The organism is Methylomonas sp. LL1 (genome assembly GCF_015711015.1).
GTDB lineage: Bacteria > Pseudomonadota > Gammaproteobacteria > Methylococcales > Methylomonadaceae > Methylomonas.
In genome coordinates this window covers 4,087,832-4,104,734 of sequence record NZ_CP064653.1, presented here as the reverse complement: position 1 = coordinate 4,104,734, position 16,903 = coordinate 4,087,832, and the positions used below count along the sequence as shown (strand labels likewise).

The 16,903-nt window shown below is 46.9% G+C and carries 19 protein-coding genes and 1 tRNA gene; 13 read left to right on the top strand and 7 right to left on the bottom strand.

Annotation, left to right across the window (positions count from 1 at the left end):
* Positions 1–11 precede the first annotated feature (11 nt).
* Positions 12–518: a methyltransferase family protein gene (locus IVG45_RS19255; protein ID WP_230874658.1), complete on the bottom strand. Its 507-nt coding sequence runs from the start codon at positions 516–518 to the stop codon at positions 12–14.
* 128 nt (positions 519–646) lie between these two features.
* Between IVG45_RS19255 and IVG45_RS19250 the strand changes: the two genes are divergently transcribed.
* The 6 genes from IVG45_RS19250 to IVG45_RS19225 are packed head-to-tail and all read left to right on the top strand — an operon-like array spanning position 647 to position 6,426.
* Complete coding sequence (locus tag IVG45_RS19250; RefSeq protein ID WP_196435381.1) at positions 647–910, top strand: phosphopantetheine-binding protein; 264 nt, start codon at positions 647–649, stop codon at positions 908–910.
* 2 nt (positions 911–912) lie between these two features.
* The gene (locus tag IVG45_RS19245) at positions 913–1,533 is read left to right on the top strand and encodes a hypothetical protein (protein ID WP_196435380.1); all 621 of its coding nucleotides are present in this window, start codon (positions 913–915) and stop codon (positions 1,531–1,533) included.
* Positions 1,530–2,156 (top strand): LolA family protein, encoded by a 627-nt coding sequence (locus IVG45_RS19240; protein WP_230874657.1) that lies wholly within the window; start codon positions 1,530–1,532, stop codon positions 2,154–2,156. The genes IVG45_RS19245 and IVG45_RS19240 overlap by 4 nt, the downstream gene beginning before the upstream one ends.
* A 3-nt stretch (positions 2,157–2,159) precedes the next feature.
* The gene (locus IVG45_RS19235; RefSeq protein WP_196435379.1) at positions 2,160–4,475 is read left to right on the top strand and encodes an MMPL family transporter; all 2,316 of its coding nucleotides are present in this window, start codon (positions 2,160–2,162) and stop codon (positions 4,473–4,475) included.
* Positions 4,472–5,671 carry a beta-ketoacyl-ACP synthase gene (locus tag IVG45_RS19230; RefSeq protein ID WP_196435378.1) on the top strand — a complete coding sequence of 400 codons (1,200 nt, stop codon included), beginning with the start codon at positions 4,472–4,474 and terminating at the stop codon, positions 5,669–5,671. Before IVG45_RS19235 ends, IVG45_RS19230 begins: the two co-directional genes overlap by 4 nt.
* Positions 5,671–6,426 (top strand): beta-ketoacyl synthase chain length factor, encoded by a 756-nt coding sequence (locus tag IVG45_RS19225; protein WP_196435377.1) that lies wholly within the window; start codon positions 5,671–5,673, stop codon positions 6,424–6,426. Before IVG45_RS19230 ends, IVG45_RS19225 begins: the two co-directional genes overlap by 1 nt.
* Before the next feature lie 409 nt (positions 6,427–6,835).
* On the opposite strand, the gene IVG45_RS19220 is transcribed toward IVG45_RS19225, so the two are convergent.
* Both IVG45_RS19220 and IVG45_RS19215 read right to left on the bottom strand, forming a co-directional pair.
* Positions 6,836–7,129, bottom strand: coding sequence for a hypothetical protein (locus tag IVG45_RS19220; protein WP_196435376.1), 294 nt, complete (start codon positions 7,127–7,129; stop codon positions 6,836–6,838).
* Between the two features lie 88 nt (positions 7,130–7,217).
* The gene (locus IVG45_RS19215; protein WP_196435375.1) at positions 7,218–8,012 is read right to left on the bottom strand and encodes a hypothetical protein; all 795 of its coding nucleotides are present in this window, start codon (positions 8,010–8,012) and stop codon (positions 7,218–7,220) included.
* Positions 8,013–8,163: 151 nt separating this feature from the next.
* Here IVG45_RS19215 and IVG45_RS19210 point away from each other — a divergent pair.
* The 5 genes from IVG45_RS19210 (at position 8,164) to IVG45_RS19190 (ending at position 12,214) form a co-directional block, all read left to right on the top strand.
* Positions 8,164–8,239: transfer RNA gene (locus IVG45_RS19210), tRNA-Lys, on the top strand.
* Between the two features lie 144 nt (positions 8,240–8,383).
* Positions 8,384–9,514 (top strand): tyrosine-type recombinase/integrase, encoded by a 1,131-nt coding sequence (locus tag IVG45_RS19205; protein ID WP_196435374.1) that lies wholly within the window; start codon positions 8,384–8,386, stop codon positions 9,512–9,514.
* A gap of 366 nt (positions 9,515–9,880) precedes the next feature.
* Entirely contained in the window at positions 9,881–10,102 is a 222-nt protein-coding gene (locus tag IVG45_RS19200; protein WP_196435373.1) for a hypothetical protein, read from the top strand.
* 210 nt (positions 10,103–10,312) lie between these two features.
* Entirely contained in the window at positions 10,313–11,059 is a 747-nt protein-coding gene (locus IVG45_RS19195) for a hypothetical protein (protein ID WP_196435372.1), read from the top strand.
* A 234-nt stretch (positions 11,060–11,293) separates the two neighbouring features.
* Positions 11,294–12,214, top strand: coding sequence for a hypothetical protein (locus IVG45_RS19190; protein WP_196435371.1), 921 nt, complete (start codon positions 11,294–11,296; stop codon positions 12,212–12,214).
* 114 nt (positions 12,215–12,328) lie between these two features.
* Here the strand turns inward: IVG45_RS19190 and IVG45_RS19185 are convergent, their stop codons facing one another.
* From IVG45_RS19185 to IVG45_RS19175, 3 genes are all read right to left on the bottom strand, one after another.
* Complete coding sequence (locus tag IVG45_RS19185; RefSeq protein ID WP_196435370.1) at positions 12,329–13,504, bottom strand: hypothetical protein; 1,176 nt, start codon at positions 13,502–13,504, stop codon at positions 12,329–12,331.
* 75 nt (positions 13,505–13,579) lie between these two features.
* Positions 13,580–13,930, bottom strand: coding sequence for an H-NS histone family protein (locus IVG45_RS19180; protein WP_196435369.1), 351 nt, complete (start codon positions 13,928–13,930; stop codon positions 13,580–13,582).
* 114 nt (positions 13,931–14,044) lie between these two features.
* Positions 14,045–14,299, bottom strand: a complete 255-nt coding sequence (locus IVG45_RS19175) for a hypothetical protein (protein WP_196435368.1) — start codon at positions 14,297–14,299, stop codon at positions 14,045–14,047.
* Positions 14,300–14,656: 357 nt separating this feature from the next.
* Here IVG45_RS19175 and IVG45_RS19170 point away from each other — a divergent pair, with 357 nt between their 5' ends.
* Together IVG45_RS19170 and IVG45_RS19165 are read left to right on the top strand one after the other, a co-directional pair.
* A complete protein-coding gene (locus IVG45_RS19170) occupies positions 14,657–15,355 on the top strand; it encodes a hypothetical protein (RefSeq protein WP_196435367.1) in 699 nt (232 codons plus the stop codon).
* Positions 15,356–15,367: 12 nt separating this feature from the next.
* Positions 15,368–15,688: a hypothetical protein gene (locus IVG45_RS19165; RefSeq protein WP_196435366.1), complete on the top strand. Its 321-nt coding sequence runs from the start codon at positions 15,368–15,370 to the stop codon at positions 15,686–15,688.
* 231 nt (positions 15,689–15,919) lie between these two features.
* On the opposite strand, the gene IVG45_RS19160 is transcribed toward IVG45_RS19165, so the two are convergent.
* On the bottom strand, positions 15,920–16,852 hold the full coding sequence (locus IVG45_RS19160; RefSeq protein WP_196435365.1) for a competence protein CoiA family protein: 933 nt from the start codon (positions 16,850–16,852) through the stop codon (positions 15,920–15,922).
* Positions 16,853–16,903: the final 51 nt, after the last annotated feature.

Below are 16,903 nucleotides of genomic sequence, written 5' to 3'. Positions count from 1 at the left end.
GAACTTGAATTTTAAGCAGCATTCGCCGGGAAGGAACGGCAAGCCATGCCCCAGCGCGGAACCTGGCGGCAATAGTCGTTGTAGGCTTCGCCGAATCGGTTGCCGAGAACGGGTTCCTCGTAAAACACCACGAACAGATGAAAAACCAGCGCAATCGAACTGGCGTAAATCAACAGACCCGAATCGACAAACAACAGGCATTCGGCCAGCAATAACAACACAATTCCTTGATACATCGGATTGCGGGTCCGGCGATAGAGTCCGGTCACGACCAGCTTCTTCGGAGGATCGATAGGCGCCGGAGTGCCCAAACCCTCGATTGCAAAATCCCAGGCGCAACGTAAATAAATGACCATACCCATCAGCATGCAGGCCAGCGCCGGGATAGCCAACATCAGGTTTGCCGACTGAAAATCAGTACCCGAACGGGAAAGTAACTCGTAAGGGAAATACAGGGTGACCGTGCCGGGCACCAGTACGGTGAACAACATGACTTTGAAAGCTAAGAAAAAACGCACGTATTTATCCGTGGATATATTTGCAATGCCGGCAATTTTGGCATTCCCTCGGTCGCAATCCAAGTGTTTTTGAACCGCCTTGGGATTTTGTGTAGAATTCAAGCTTTGTTAAAGGGATATGTCCAGCCATGTCAGATGACTTGATCAGCCAATTGAAAACCATGCTCATCGAAGGTTTGCGCCTTGAGGACATCGTGCCCGACGACCTTTCTCCCGATGCGGCTCTATTTGGCGGAGGGCTGGGATTGGATTCCATTGACGCGCTGGAAATAGGCGTGATGCTGGATCGCCAGTACGGCATCAAGATCACTTCCGGCGACGAACGCAACAACCAGATTTTCGTCTCTCTCAGGTCGCTGGCCGACTTTGTCGCGACCCATCGCACCCGCTAAGCATGCCCAATGCTCTGAAGGCGATAGGCATTACCGGCCTGTTACTCGCCTACCCTTTTCTTAGCGCCTATCTGGCCGAACGAGGCTTTGCCAGCCTGGAGTTGGTGGTGTTTGCCGGACTCACCTTTTGGCGGGGCCTTCAATTCAAAAAGCTGATTTGGCGGCTTACCACCCTGCTGTTAGTGGCTGTGTTATTGACCGGCGCCTACTTCGCCAATACTTACTTCATCTGGCTACTGCCGTCGTTTGCCTACCTGTGGCTGACAGCGCTATTCGGACATACCTTGTGGGCGCCGCCATCCTTGTGCGAACGCTTGGTGCGCCTGCAATTCCCCGAGTTCAAACCCGGCATTGCCGAATACCTGCGTGAAGTAACCTGGGCCTGGACTCTGTTTTTCGCCGTCAATGTACCGATCTGCGCCGCCCTGCCGGCCCTGGCGGGACAACAAGCCTGGGCTATCTATACCGGCGTGCTGGTGTATATGCTGATGGGTCTGCTGGGTATCGCGGAATGGTTTTACCGGCATAAGCGCTTCCCCGATCTGGAAATCCCCCCGGCGATGGAAACGTTCAAATTCATGGCTGTACACGGCCACAAAGTATTCAAGGGCATTTGGACATGATGCGGGGCCCGTGCTGGCTGCTGGCATTTTTACCCTTGGCGGGGCTTGCCGAGCCAACAAACCCGATTGATCTGTTGGCCCGCATCCGGCAAAGCGGGCAAGCGCAGTTCCATTATGAAGAAACTCGTCAGCTGGAATTAGCCTCCGCCCCCTGGCAAGGACAAGGCTACATGCTGTCCGGCGCCGACGGAGGCCTGGTCAAACTACAACTAAATCCCAAGCGCGTCATCATGGCCATCGCCGATGAACGCATGTATTACTGGGACCCTGAACAAAACCAACGCCATACCGCCCCGCTGGACTATGCCGACCAGGCCGCCGAACAAATCAAGGTATTCCGCTCGATATTGCAGGGACAAACCGAACAATTGCAAACCAACTATGATTTTACCGCCGAGCAGAATAATAAGCGTTGGACCTTGCGTCTGACACCCAAACCGGATCAAAGCGTTGAGGAAACTCCGGCCATCGAAATTTCCGGAGACGACGGCGACCGGGAGCGGAGGATTTTGATCCGGCAAGCGGACGGCGAATCCACCGAATACCGGATGCTGAAGACCAACCCGGAACAAGGCCCTGCCTATTCCATGCAAAGCCTGTTGCGGGAAGCCATCGGAGATTGATCAATGTCTTTTGTTTGGCGTAAGCGCTGGTTTCTCGTACTGTTTCCGGCGTTATTGGCGTTGACGTTTTGGCAAATCCGGGTCGAAACCGATCTGAACGCGTTTTTTACCGCCACCGACGACGACGATTCGAAACTGCTGTCGGGACTGTTGCAATCGGGCGAACTGTCGCGCCGCTATCTATTGGTAGTAGAAAAAGCCGCAGCGCCAAGCATTAACAACTCACAATCTCTGAGCTCTTTCAGTAACCGTCTGGTGGAGCAATTGGCTGGACTGAAGGACGTGGAACAAGTCTGGCCGGCCAACGAACCGCCACGCGACTGGCTGGATGCGGTCCGTTCCCATGCGCCCTACCATGCTCGAGTGTTCAGCCTTAACCCTAGCCAGGATGCCGGCAAACTGTTCGACCCAAGCCAATTGGACAGCCGCGCCGAAAGTCTCAAGCAAGCCTTGCTTTCCCCGCAGGGCAGTTTCGTCAAAACCATCGCCAAACAAGACCCTTTATTATTGTCGCTGAACGGTTTCAAGGACTTGCAAGGCCAATTCGAACAACAAGCTCGCCTGAACGCCGACGGCGGCGGGCTGATTCTGCAAAGCAAACCGGCCGCGCTGGATTCGGAAGCCCATCAACGCCTGCAAACCGACATTCGCGCCCGTTTCGACACCTTGAATCAATCCGCCAGCAATGCCTTCCGCCTGACCATGGCCGGCGTACCGGTGTTCAGCGTGGCCGCCCATGGCGAGATCAGCCAAGACGTCACGCTGGTATCGGTGGTGTCCAGCATCAGCGTGATTTTGGTGTTCCTACTGTTGTTCCGGTCTTTTATCGCGTTGCACTGGATCATGATGATACAGGCGGCTTCGTTCGTGGTCGGCACCCTGGCCACCGGCTTGATCTTCCAACAAGTCCATAGCCTGACCTTGGCGCTGGGCGCCAGCCTGATCGGTATTTGCACCGACTATCCTATCCACGTCCTGGTGCATTGCGCCAAACACCGCGCTTCGCCGCTAACCAGTGTGCGGCTGGTATGGTCCAGCCTGCTGTTGGGCGGTCTGACCACGGTGATCGGTTATGCAGCCATGGGGTTTACAGGCTTTCCCGGTTTCGAACAAATCGCCGTGTTCGCGTTGTTCAGTATCGTCGCATCCCTGGGCTTGACCCGTTGGGTACTGCCCGCCCTGCTCGGCCAAACGGCTATCCATGCCGCTCATTTACCGGGCATAGGCGCCTGGGTGGATTTTTGCGGCCGCCACCGTAAAGTCTTGCGGAGCTTGTTTGCCGTCGCCACCGTTCTGGCCGTGCTGGCCTTACCGCAGCTGCGCTGGATGGACGACATGCAAAACCTGGCGATGAATATGGATTCCCTCAAGCAGCAGGACCAAGCGGTTCGCGCTCACTTTTCCGGTATCGAACCGGGCCGCTTCGTGCTGATTCAAGCCGATGACTTCGAAACCGCCTTGCAACGCTCCGAAGCCGCCGAACGCCGTCTAAGATCGCTAAAGCAAGCCGGCGTGTTGAGCGAATACCACGGTTTGTTCCCATGGTTGGTGTCAGAGCAATTGCAAGCCGAAAACGCCGGCGTTTACGATCAGGCTCTGACCCCGCAATTTCGCGAGGCCTGGCACTCCGCCCTCGGCAAAGCCGAACTCTCGATCGACAAGCTAGGCCATTTGCCGCTCTCTTCGACGGAAGCGCTACGCCCGGAAGCCGTGCTGGCATCGCCGGTAAGACATATCCTGTCCGGCCAACTGATCCAAGGCCAGCATGGGGTAATCTTGTCATTGTGGCTAGGAGATCACGATCCGGCCATGCTGATCGAAGGCTTGCGGGGCCTGGAAGGCACCCGCTATTTCAGCCAGAAGAATCAACTGGATCGGCTGGCTGCGCAATACCGGGATCGCTCCTTGCGCATGCTGGTAATCGGCATTGCCATCATGGGTTTGTTGATTTGGCTGCAACAACGCGACTTGCGCAAGATGCTGTTGACCCTGTTCCCTTCGCTGGCCGCCGTGTTGTTCATTTTCGCCACCTGGGCATTGATCGGCGAAGAGCTGAGTTTTCTGCATGTGATCGGGTTGTTGCTGTCGGTATCACTGTGCGTGGATTACGGCATCTTCTTCATGGAAAACCGTGGCAAAGATGTCGATGTTACTTATCATGCGATTGCTTCGTCCACGCTAACCACGCTGGCCTCTTTCGGCGCCTTAGGTCTAGGCAAAACCCCGACGCTACCGATCCTGGCCTTGTCGGTCAGCCTCGGCGTTACCCTGGGCTTTCTGCTATGCCCCTTGCTGATTCCTCAATCTAAAAAGCAATGACCACACTCCACCCCAGCCCCGTTAGCATGATAGCCTACCAATGCCTCAGCGCCGCCGGCGACGATATCGAAGCCTTGTATCGCAGCCTGATTGCCAACCAGAGCTGTTTAAAACCGCTACGGTTGTTCGACATTCCCTTCGAAACCGTGGTGGGCGAAGTCATATCCGCCTTACCCGAAATTCGGGCCAGCCTGAAAAACTATGATTGCCGCAATGCCAGACTGGCGCTGAAAGCGCTGGAACAGGCCGATTTTCGTAGCCAAGTGGAGCGCGCCATAGTCCGACACGGCGCGGCTAGGATAGGTCTGATATTGGGCACCAGCACCTCGGGCATCTACGAAACCGAAAATGCCTATGTCGATTTACGCCGGACCGGCGCGATGCCGGCCGGATTCGATTTTTTGAAAACCCATACCGCCCAAGCTACCGCCGAATATTTACAAAAGGAACTCCGATTACAAGGGCCATGCTACGCGATTTCCACCGCCTGCTCTTCCAGCGCAAAGGCACTAGGCGTGGCGCAAAGATTGATCAATACCGAAATTTGCGACGCGGTACTGGTGGCCGGCGTGGATAGTTTGTGCCGTTTGACCTTACGCGGTTTCAACAGCCTGCAATTGATTTCGACCGATGCCTGCCGGCCGATGGACGCCGAGCGCAAGGGGATCAACATCGGCGAAGGCGCGGCGCTGCTGCTGCTGGAGCGCCCATCGCCCGACAACGCGGACCGTCCGCGCCTGCTGGCTGTGGGTGAATCGTCCGATGCTCATCACATGAGCGCGCCGCACCCGGAGGGGATCGGTGCGGCCGCCGCCATGAACCAAGCCTTGAGATTGGCGGGCCGAGAGGTCAGCGAAGTCGATTTCATCAATCTGCACGCCACCTCCAGTATGCTGAACGACTTGTCCGAAGCCAAGGCCATCACCAGCCTGTTTCCCAATCCGCCAGCCTGCGGCGGCGTTAAGGGTTTATTGGGCCACACCTTGGGCGCGGCCGGCGCGGTTGAAGTGGTGATCAGTTTATTGGCCCTGGATAAGGGCTTTCTGCCCGGCACCTGCGGCTTGCAGCGGACCGATCCGCAATGCGGCCTACCGGTGCTTGCCGCGCCGAACCTTGATGTGCGCCCGCGGCTAATCCTCAGCAATGCTTTCGGTTTCGGCGGCAATAATGCCAGCGTGTTACTGGAGGCTGCGTGATGGAATGCATGACTCTGCTCGGCTACGGCGCCTGCGCCCCGGATCCTAATTTTCGGGCGAAATTGCCGTTTCCGGCGTTCGGTTCCGCCGGCGACAGCATCCCACCCATGCTGCGTCGCCGCACCAGTCAGGCAACCCAAATGGCATTCAGCGCTGCGGCGACAGCCTTTGCAAAATCCGGCCGTTCTCCCGCCAATCTGCCGGCAATATTCGCCAGCGTGGCCGGCGAAATCCAAACCACCGACCAACTGTGTCTGGAACTGAGCAAAGCCGACGGCATTGTGTCGCCCAGCGCCTTTCACAATTCCGTGCAGAATACGGCGGCCGGGTATTGGAGCATCGCCCAGCACTGTACACAACCGGCCACCGCCTTGGCGGCGGGATTGGATACTTTCGCGATGGGGTTGCTGGAAGCCTGGTGCCAACTGGCTTACCAGGGAGGGGAATTACTGTTGGTTTGCTATGATGAAAACTGGCCGGCCTATCTGGCTCCGGGCCTAGGCTGGCCTGCTTTTGCCAGCGCCTTTGTGTTGGCCGCCGGACGGGCGGAGAACGGTCTCGCCTATATCGGCCAACCCCGGTTCGGCTCTACGGATTTCTCGTCGAATTGGGTTTCCATGGCCACCATCATGCCGGTTTTGGCCACCCTACCACTGCTGGAGTGGCTGACAACCGACCGGCAATCACAAATTTTAGCCATCTCACCAGCCTCTCCCGGCTGGGAAATTCGGGTGGAAGCATCAACAAAACAATGAAAAAATCCAAGAGCCTGAAACATTTTAGCTCACCACTCTAATGGAGTGGCTATCGCATAAGTATTCCCCCACATGCCATAAATTAAAATTAGCCCAAAATACTCAGGACAGGATCCCATGGTAGCTGGAATGATATGCAGACAAAAAACAAGCCTAGTTTGGGAGATAACCAACGCAATCAGCCAGCTTTCAGAATCTGAAATTTTTTTTGACTCCACTCGACAAAATTCAATCCCAAGATTTCCGACATACCATCAATGTTCAAACTTACAACGGTTATGATTGCGATCAACACCACCCGACCGTCCCGGCATTATTCGACGGAATTATATAATCCTCAAACATTAACACCACATCAGGTAACCGGTTCGAGTTGCATATTGCCTCATAGAAAAAAGTAACCGAAGGGTCAAAGTCGTTGCCTCACATTAGAGGTAACCTGGATGTGTGAAAAAATGAGTTTCAATTGTTGCTCAATGGCCGCCTTGATAGCAAATGGATTGAGTTTGGCATGCTGTTTCCGGAGAGCGTGTTTGGTGGCTTCCGGGATGTTAGGATGATCGATCACCCGTTGATAAGGGGTTTGCGGCGCGTGGTATTTTTTGATGATCTTGGCGCCGTCCCTGTGTTTTTTGTGAAGTTTTAGGCTGGGACAGAAATGATTTTGCAAAGGACACCAAAGGGTGCTGTATACCTGGTTCATCAACGGCACCAGGGCGGCGTTGTCCAGCCGGTCGTAGCCGAATAATTGTCGGGCGTGCGTCCAGTTTTTCTGCTCGACATGGGCATTGTCATTCTTTTTGTAGGGCCGGGAGCGGGTGAAGGCGGGTTTGCTGTGGATGATCGGTGAAATAGCGCAACAAGTGCTGGTTGAGAAATTCAGAACCGTTGTCACAATCGAAGCCCTTCAACGGGAACGGCAATAGTCCTTCGATGGCCTGAATTTGTTCCAACACCCCTTGCGAACCTTTGTTCCAGGTCGCTCGGCACTCGGTCCAGCCAGTCACGATATCCGTCATCGTCAGGCTCCAGACGAAATCACCCGCTAGTGAATTCCCGCAATGAGCCACTGTGTCAGCCTCGACGAAGCCAGGCTGAGTTTCGTCCCAGTGATGGGTGCGGATGGGAATCTGGGATTTCAACAGCGAACCGGGTTTAGTGCCGGACAAGCCTTTGGAATTCTGGACACGCAAGGGCTTGAGCAAGCGATCCAAGGTCGCCGCCGAAATCGTCAGCAAGTCGACGCGAACACTGTCCGCTAGTGTGCCGTACTGGTCTTCGTAGTGTGGTAACCAGAGCGGAATTGCCGCCTTCAAGCGCTTGCCGCACAACTGGTCACTGGCGAACCAGATGCGTTTCAGGGGCTCCAGCAACACCTCGGCTTGATATTTTCGCTTGGGTCCGGGCCGTTTGGTTGGAGAGGCTGCTGGCTTTGCTTTTCGATTCAGCAGACGAATGGCGTACTTGCGGGCGTAGCCGCAGACTTCGCAAAACTCGTTCAGGATCATTTGTTTAGTGGCCCTATCGCTTTGTCGATAGCGCTTTTGGATGGCTTGCAAATAGGCTCGTCGTTCGTGTTTTCCCATGGTGGTAACCCGCTTGATTTCGGTTACACACAATGTGAGGCAACGACCCGTTTTTATTGCCCCCTTGGGTTACTTTTAATTTGAGGCAATTCGGTTGCCAATTAATAATTGCTTTTTTATAAAAAACCGTTATAATGTGAATTCAGTTGTTGGGTCGTTAGCTCAGCCGGTAGAGCACCGCACTTTTAATGCGATGGTCGTGCGTTCGAATCGCACACGACCCACCATCTTAACTCTTTGATCGGCAAAGAGAATTTCAACTAAATGCCATCGGTTGAAGACGCTTTAAACTCCAGCAGTGCACAACAAAATGCACAAATCGTGCATATAAAATTTGCGCACTGTCAGTTTAACGTTTTTGGACTGATAACATGGCAACAATTCGCAAGCTACCAAACGGCAGATTTCGTGCCGACATCCGTAAGAATTATACTTTTATCCAAGCTAAGACCTTTTCGTCCAAAAAAGACGCTGAAAAATGGTCTTCAGACTTTGATGCTAAGTTAGATCAGATTTTACTCCTCTCTCCATCTGAAGTAAGCAATCTCACACCTGAGCAAGTTGAAACGCTTGGTGGCCGTGAAGTCTTTTCTAAGCTCGGCATCGAACTCGATTTTTTAACCTTCCACGAACTAGTCGATGAGTACATCGCCAAGTGGAACAAAAAAGACGAGAATCAAATTCCTCGTGCCTACTACTGGCAAGAAGTCTTCAACAAAAAACCTATCAAAGCCATCACATCAGCTGATGTCCGAAAAGCACTTGATCAGTACGGCAAAGGCAAAGTCCTAAAAGGACATGGTCCAGGCAAGTCGATAGAAATTAACAAACAACGTTCTAGCAATACGGTGCTTCGGCAAAGAGCCGTCTTATCCAGTATTTTCAAATATGCCATTAAGCGTGGTTATCTCAATGAAAATCCAGTAGAGGGTGTTTCAGTTGACTCAACGCCCAATGAAGTTGAACGCTTCCTTGATGATCGGGAGCGTGATGCATTATTGGAAGCCTGCAAAAAATCCACCTGGAACAAAATGTACTTGCTGGTGATGATGGCAATCACCACAGGCATGCGCAAAGCTGAAATCTTAAACCTTACCTGGAAAGATATAGACCTTGATAAAGGTCTGGCAAAGCTTGCAACGACTAAAAACGGCTCGCGCCGAATTAACCCCATCCCAGCATTTGCTCTTGATGAACTAAAGAAGTTTCGGGAATCAGGTTGTAATCTAATCTTTTCCTCGCCCACTGACGCAAGAAAACCCTTCAATTTTCGTGTGCAATGGAACAAAGCACTAAAACGAGCAGGGATCAAAAACTTTAGATTTCACGATCTCAGGCATACTGCGGCAAGTTATCTGGTAATGAATGGTGCCAGCTTGCACGAAACAGCAGAACTACTAGGCCATAAAAGCACCCAGACTACAAAGCGTTACGCCCATCTATCTACTGAGCACAAAAGCGCGCTGGCCGAGCGCATCATGAATAAAGTGTTCAACGGATAGTTCAGATCACCTAGCTAGAAGTAACACCCACTTCGGCACCATTTTACGGTGCTACCCAAAACCAATCTCTTTTGATATGCCGGCTTGTCTAAGACAAGCCGGCATTTGTTTCAACATCTTCAAACACGCTCGCGGTTCGAGTTATTTCCTCCTGTAAAGCATCTTCATATCCTTCTCCCCAAAACACAACTTAAAACAGCGAGTTTGTTCTTTGAAAACATCTTCGACAAATACTCAAGTTAAAGGTATTTAAACTAAGTCATTGTATTAAATGATAAAAGAAATATTTTATTACCTGTTTTGAAGGTATTTTTTTGCCTTGTATAAAGCTCGTGGAGTTTAAGCAGAAGCAAAACGGAGACACAAATGATGAGTGAGACTGACCAAAGCAAAAAAATTTACGAGTTAACTACCGCAGCAGAGCTAGCGCGTGAACATCCAGCATTGTTCACCCAGCGGCAGCTCGACTGGTTAATAAAGTCGCGGAAAAAAAATGGCCTGCAACATGCCGGAGCAGTCTTAAAAGTGGGACGACGGTTGTATCTGGACAAGGCTGTATTTTTTCAATGGTTTTTAGCGCAAAGATAATGATTTTTCTCGTCAATAAAATTTAGGAGTTTTAAGCGTTTTCAACCGGTGGCAAGCATGAGCGAAACACAAAAAACCCTAATTGTAAATTTCACAAACCAAAAGTGTATATAGATGAGGCGAAATTGGATACATAATCACAAACAAACTCAATTGAGATACCACTAGTTGATGGTGTGGTCTTCAACTTATTATCCTGGAGAGCCTTTTATGGATATTTTTCGGGATTTAAAAAAAACTCATAATTACATCCAAAGGATGATTATGAAAATTCTGAAATCTAAATATAGCGAGGCAAGAAAGATGGGCACAAAGCCAATTTGTTCAGCACAAGAGTCCGAAGAAATCAAAGCAGATTTTGCAGATATTAAAAAAACTGTAAAAAATATAGCTTGTTCAATAGATTATTTGAAAAATCTATTGGTAAGATTTTTGCAAGTCGAGTATGCCTATCAGGTTTTAGATTTCGAAACCAACAAAGAAATGGTCGATGAAATTGCAAAATGCTACAAGAAAAATCCGACAACCATTTACAACATAATCAACGAAGTCAAGGTTTTGATTGAACTTGGACTTGATCCGGGCGAAATCTCCCAAGCTGCGCTATTAGTGTTAAAGGGTAGTATGAAAAAGAGCGATTGGAAAGCTGTTTTTAATGTGGCTCTTGAATTATCTGGCAGAGACGTAAGCAAACTCACAACTGATGTTATGAAACAGGCGGTACATAACTTCAAAGGTGAATTAGAGGAAGAAGAGATAGAGCCACCAGCAACACGAGGACGACAAACAGTTACTCCGTTAAAACTGGGTAAAAAGGCAAAGTATGATGGTCGCAAGGATAGTATTAAACCTAGCGATGCTAAGGCTAAACTCACAGATAAAGTCGCTCAATTAAAATTTTACCTCTCAGAGATGCAAGGTTATGTTAAGGAGATGGAATATGAGCTTTTAGATTAACAGTCTTACTGAGCAAAGGGCGTGGGGATTTTCCACGTCATTTTTCGTATAATTATCAGTATAATTTTTGACTAATTTTGGTGGATTTTTAATAAACTAACAGCACGTCAAAAGCACATTATTATACTAATTTATTCATGATTATAGTTGATGTTCATGTCGTGTTTTCTTATTAAGTAGCACTGCATGTGACTGAGAGCAATAACATATTAACAGCATCGCATGGGTTATATTATGAAGACAATTAAATTACCTTCACAGAGATTGCTATATGACAAGGTTGCATTGACATTATCACTTAATAAGAGAAGAAAGAACAGCTTCTTCTCTTGCATGGTATATGATCAAGTATTCAAAGAATATGGAGGTAAGGTAACTAACAACAGTAATCAACGATATAACAACAACTATCAGTTTAAGATTCATGGTGATAATACTGCAGATGTGTCTTTTTATCCAATAAACACAAAACATAACTTCTTTCGTATTGAATATAACCCAAGTAAGCTTAAAAAGGAAGGTAGAATTAAGCTAAGAAAGTGCCTAATCAAATTGCTTGGAATAGACGTTGTAAAAAGAATTTATTTTGAAGCAACGGTAACAAGGTTAGACTTAACATTAGATGTGTTTGATATGGAACCTGATTTATATATCCATGTCGATAGAGCTAAGCAGTCAAGTATTTATCCAAAAAGTTCTGGGAAACCTGGTAGTCAAGTAATCGGTAGCAAACGTAGTAATTGTAAAATTACAATGTACGACAAAAATGAGTTACGTAAGAAACAAGGTCTAAAACCGATTGGTGGGAATTATCAGCGAATAGAGTGTTGCCTTCGTAATCTTCAATGTAGTATGAATGAACTAAATTCAGACATACTAAAGCATCTAAATAAAATAAAGTTTTATCGCAAAGATTTCTTTCATGATGCTAGATTTAGCAAAAAGTTTCTCAGCAACGCAAAATCACATGGTCTAAATTATGCCTTAGCAAAGTGTAATCGTAATAAAAGGCTTCGCTATCGTCGTCATCTTGAAGACTATCGAACCAAACCAATAAATGTTAACAAATTAGATTTTGAGAAGGCACATAAGCGAGCTCTAGGTAGTCTGGTTCATAGAGAATATCAACAGCTTTTTCTTGATCAGGTGGCTTAGGCTATTGGGAACTGAAGTCTCGAGCTCGAGACTTTTCTGATGCTCATTTATTTGAGATGTATCGGTAGATTGGTATTTTTTAATAGCATTCAATCGAATAACACTGTTGCTACATCAGATTTGCTTAAAATGGCTTTTGATACGATTCAAATCGGCTTCGGCAACGGGATTACCATTATTAGCAAGCACTTCTTTAATTACAGGAAGCAGTTTATCGTCTCGGGTTTTGAATAGGATAATAATCGCAGTGCAATACACGGGATTGAGCACGCGATACGCATAGTGATAGCCTGACTGGATGCCAGATACATAGCGGATTGCATCGTGATTCAGCAAACGACATTCTGCGAGCAAATCGACGACGCGGGTTATTGGCTGTAGGTTTTCTGTCGCGGAAAAAGGCGGACTAGGAAACGCTAGAGACGTATCAGACGCTTCGCCTAGCCGTTTCTCGTAGTCATCTAGCAGTCGAGTCGTGGCCGCAGCGTGTAGACGCTCTTGATAGCGATTTAGCGCAGACAGGTTGGCTAGCGTTGCGACTTGTCGTTCAACGTCGCTTAGATTGAGCTGCAAAGCGTGTACGCTCTGTTCAATCGAGCGAATCGAGCGCAGCAGTGCGTTGTAGTCATAGCGTTCGAGTGTGCTGAGCAACGACAGCGCTTGATACTGCGGCTGGCGTAGCAGGAAGCGCAGCAAGTGATCGGGAATAGCAGGCAATCGGTTCAAGCGCTCTACATCGAGTTCTGCAAAACAGCGATGAATCAGTTCGTATTCATGCTGAGCAAACTGCGGCGCTTGCAGCTTGTTGAGAATTTCGAGCGTTACGGTATCGTCGGGTAACTGGCAAGGACGCAAACGGTCAGTGATGGGCAGCGAACAAATGTCAAGCAGTGTGACTACAGGCCATTGTTCCACTTGCGCTTGCCGATACAACAACCAAAACAACATGGGATGTCGTTCGCAACATTCAGCCAAGAGACGATGACGACTACTGAGCATCAACAGGCCAAAACGATCACGTCGATAGGGTCTGAGCGCGTTTAGTAGGCTTGGCGGTATGCCATCAAGAAAGGCTTGAATTTGATCGTCACGCTGATTGGGATATTCCCACGTGGGCAAATACGGCGCGGTAAAGGGATCGTCATAATATTCCCTTTTGTCGTCAGTTAGCAGTGTCCAGGTAATGCCGTCGCGGTGATTAAAACCGGTGACTATCAGAATTCTTGTGTCGTTAAGCAGGTCGCTCAGGTCAATGTGCAATTCGGAATTTTTCCAGATAATACGACGCATGGCGACAACTCGATAAAGGGAGTGGACTCAGTCAGTAATGACCAAGTCCACAAGGATGATGACAGGCCTAATAGGCTATGACGCGGCGGGGTCGGCTTTTTCAAGAAAATCGTCTTTGTTGGCACCGGCCGCTACCTTGTCCTTAAGCCACTTGGGCATTGCGCCTTTGCCGTTGTAGGTTTGATCGGCATTGTCGGGATTGCGGTAAAGCTTCGCTTTGGACTCATCACGCTGCTTGGGAATACGAATAAAAATTTTTACACCTGCCTCTTCTGCAATCTGCTTGATACGCTGAACGGCGTCCTCTCGAATGGATTGCTGTTTGTCTTTTAGTAAGCGTTGCGTTTCTGCAAACAGCGCTTGTAGTTCGCCGATGGATTTATTGGCTAAATCGGCAGTATTGTCGTTAATATTTTTGGTAGCCATGGTAAAGTCCTTGTGTCGTAAGTCACGACATAAAAAAATGACCACTGCCAGGTCGCCAAACTCAAACAGTGGTCGTGTTGTAAAGCAGCGCTTAGAGCTTCAATGTTCTAAGCGCTACTCATCATTGTCGTCGTCTTCAAACACTGATAAATCAACATCTGAATCATCGTTGTTGAAATACATGGCAACGCGACTAATCGCTTTGGTCATGGCTCGTATGGTTTTACCCAATTCTCGACAAGAAATTTCTGAAGCAGGTGTATCAAATAAATTCAAGTACACTTCCGAATTTTGCATCAGACAGTAGACCAGTGCATCTAGGGGATTCACAGTCGTATCGTCGTCTTCATCCTGTGTTTTTGCAGCCATTAGGTTTTCTCCAATTTAATTAACGTAATCCCCCATTACCAAAACGACGAGCACAGAAATGCTGACCGATTGTCAAAAAGACAAGCAGCATCATGCTCATAATCTGTGAGCGTCTAAAAGTAATCAGGGGGGTATTTGCCGTTGCGAGACTTCTTTAGCAAGAGTGCAACTGCGACATTATACTAACAAAAACAAATAGTTATGTCAATAGCGACTGTTTTTTCTGATTTTTAAGAGCGAATAACGCAACCAGACTAAGCTTGTACAAATTGAATAATTGACAGCTGTCATACTGTCTTTATCTAATCTCAAATAATACTAATTTTAATTGACCTTGCATTAAAGTTAGGAGACATTATGAAGACACATTATTTGAGAACGTTTACAGAAACAAACGAGTTTTGTGATTTAATTACTAGATCACAGATAAAACCCACCATTACCAAAGCAGAAGCATTAAAGCTTATCTCAGAGATTGGGTTTTCTACGACAAAAGTATTCAAGAACATAGTTTTGTTAGTTAGTACACGTGGATATATTGCACTAGGTTTTAAAAAGCCCTCAGATTGCCTTCGCAAAAGATTGCCTGAATTAAGTCATAGCTACATTTCAAGGTTAATCACAGCCACGTCTATTTATATAAAGTTAGACCCGAAACGAATCTACCTAAATAAAGTTTCTGAAGCGACATTTAGACCGTTACAGAATATTTCTGATAAAGATTCTGACTTGGTTTGGAAATATATACTGAACCATTACGAACAACATGTAAAACGCATCAACAGTCGTCATATTGTTAAAGCAATGAATGCGCTAAACATTCATAGTCGTGAAGAATGTATTTCTAACCATCAAACCACTATAACAGTCAGATTAGATCGAGAAATACTACCAAAATTTAATCGACATATTAATCAAATCAGCAACGCTATTCGAGATTCAAAAATTAACAGCAAAGAGGAATGGGCTATTGTTGCAAAGTTGATTTATCAGCAATTGCTCAAGCGTTATGATGCTACTAATGAAAATACAATTATTCAAAATAAACTATTATGAATTGAGTAATGCATGAAATCCAGAGCAATTTTAGAATTAGGCGAAACTCTTTTAGAAAATCAAGTCATTATTAACCAACTACAACAGGAAAATCATAAGATTAAACAACTTATAGTTGATCACATTGCAATAGGCCAAGAATTGGACTTTGGCAATGGAAAAATTGAATGCCGGAAACATCAAAATTCACGTTCTTTCGTATCACGCAAAGAGGTATTAAATTACATTCGATTAAAATACGGAAAAGAGGTTTCTCGTGATGTCGATAGTCGTTGCACAAAAGTCACCGAAGCAAAAAAGACGCTCTATATTAAACCTAAAAATTCCAATTAATACCGCACAACCTAACAGTTATGCCATTTAGTTTTTAAGTTCGGAAAGCTATATAATATACTATATAGAAAAGCGAACTTAATAACTGCATTAAAATATAGGTTTGTGTGGAAATAGCTGGTAATTACGAGTCTCGAGCTCGAGACTTTCAATGGCTATGTTCCACTAAGGGATGCAACACATAAGGCTTTGTGATTGAAGCTGTAAAGGTCACTTTTTAATTTTCTCGACTCAAGTATCGGTTTCGATCATGCGAGAGTACAAATGACTATTGCATTTCGGACATAAATTTCCACCTGCTTCATGACCTTGCCATTCCACTTTGCATAGTATGCATTTGAATTGCACGATACGTGAATGATTAACTATTGGCTCAATCACAGATGGTTTTGTATAGTAATTACTTTGCAGTCGATTAGTAGGTTCAGTGTGATGCATGTCATCAGTTTGAATTTTAATATTTGAAGACTGCTCTAGCTCTTTTATAGCTTGTTCTTTCTTTATTGCGTATCTTGGGTGATAAATCCATATTTTTGATACTGTATCATCGGAGAGAAAGTTTAATAAAATATCGTCATAAGTTTTATTTTCTACTTTTGCATTCATGAACTGCTGAGATAACGCATCTAATCTTACTTCAATAACACCACAATGATCGTTATTAGGATGAAACAACTCGTTGGGTACAATTCGATCAGGATGTGTAAAATAGATTACAAAGTTGAATTGACCTATTGAACCAATAACATCAACAGGGACATCGCAAAAGTTGCTTTCAACAGCAATATTTTCAATAGTGATTTCTTGTTCTGGAGCAACAAAAAATTCTTTGTACTGACGATACCTAAAAACTCCAGAAAAATATTCAATATTATCTTTATAGGCAGGCAGTTTAAGCTTAATTTTGGTTCCTAAAACCTGTCTAGCCATCAACCGAAGAGACAAATAAAATGAATACTCACATTCATTCTTGGTTTTGTCGTAGACCTTTTTATTTGAATGAGCAAAGTGCCAAACGTTAATATCACCTTGTCTAGCTTCTAAAGGTGTTCCACAAGATGGGCAAATACAACCGCATTGCTTGCCATTTTTAACACTATAAACATCAACAAACTGTTGGTCTTTTTCGCGAAGTCCAAACGGGATTTTGTTAAAATCACTCATGGTGAGTTATACGTCTTTGATTACCTGTTAAACAATTCTTGATGCATCACG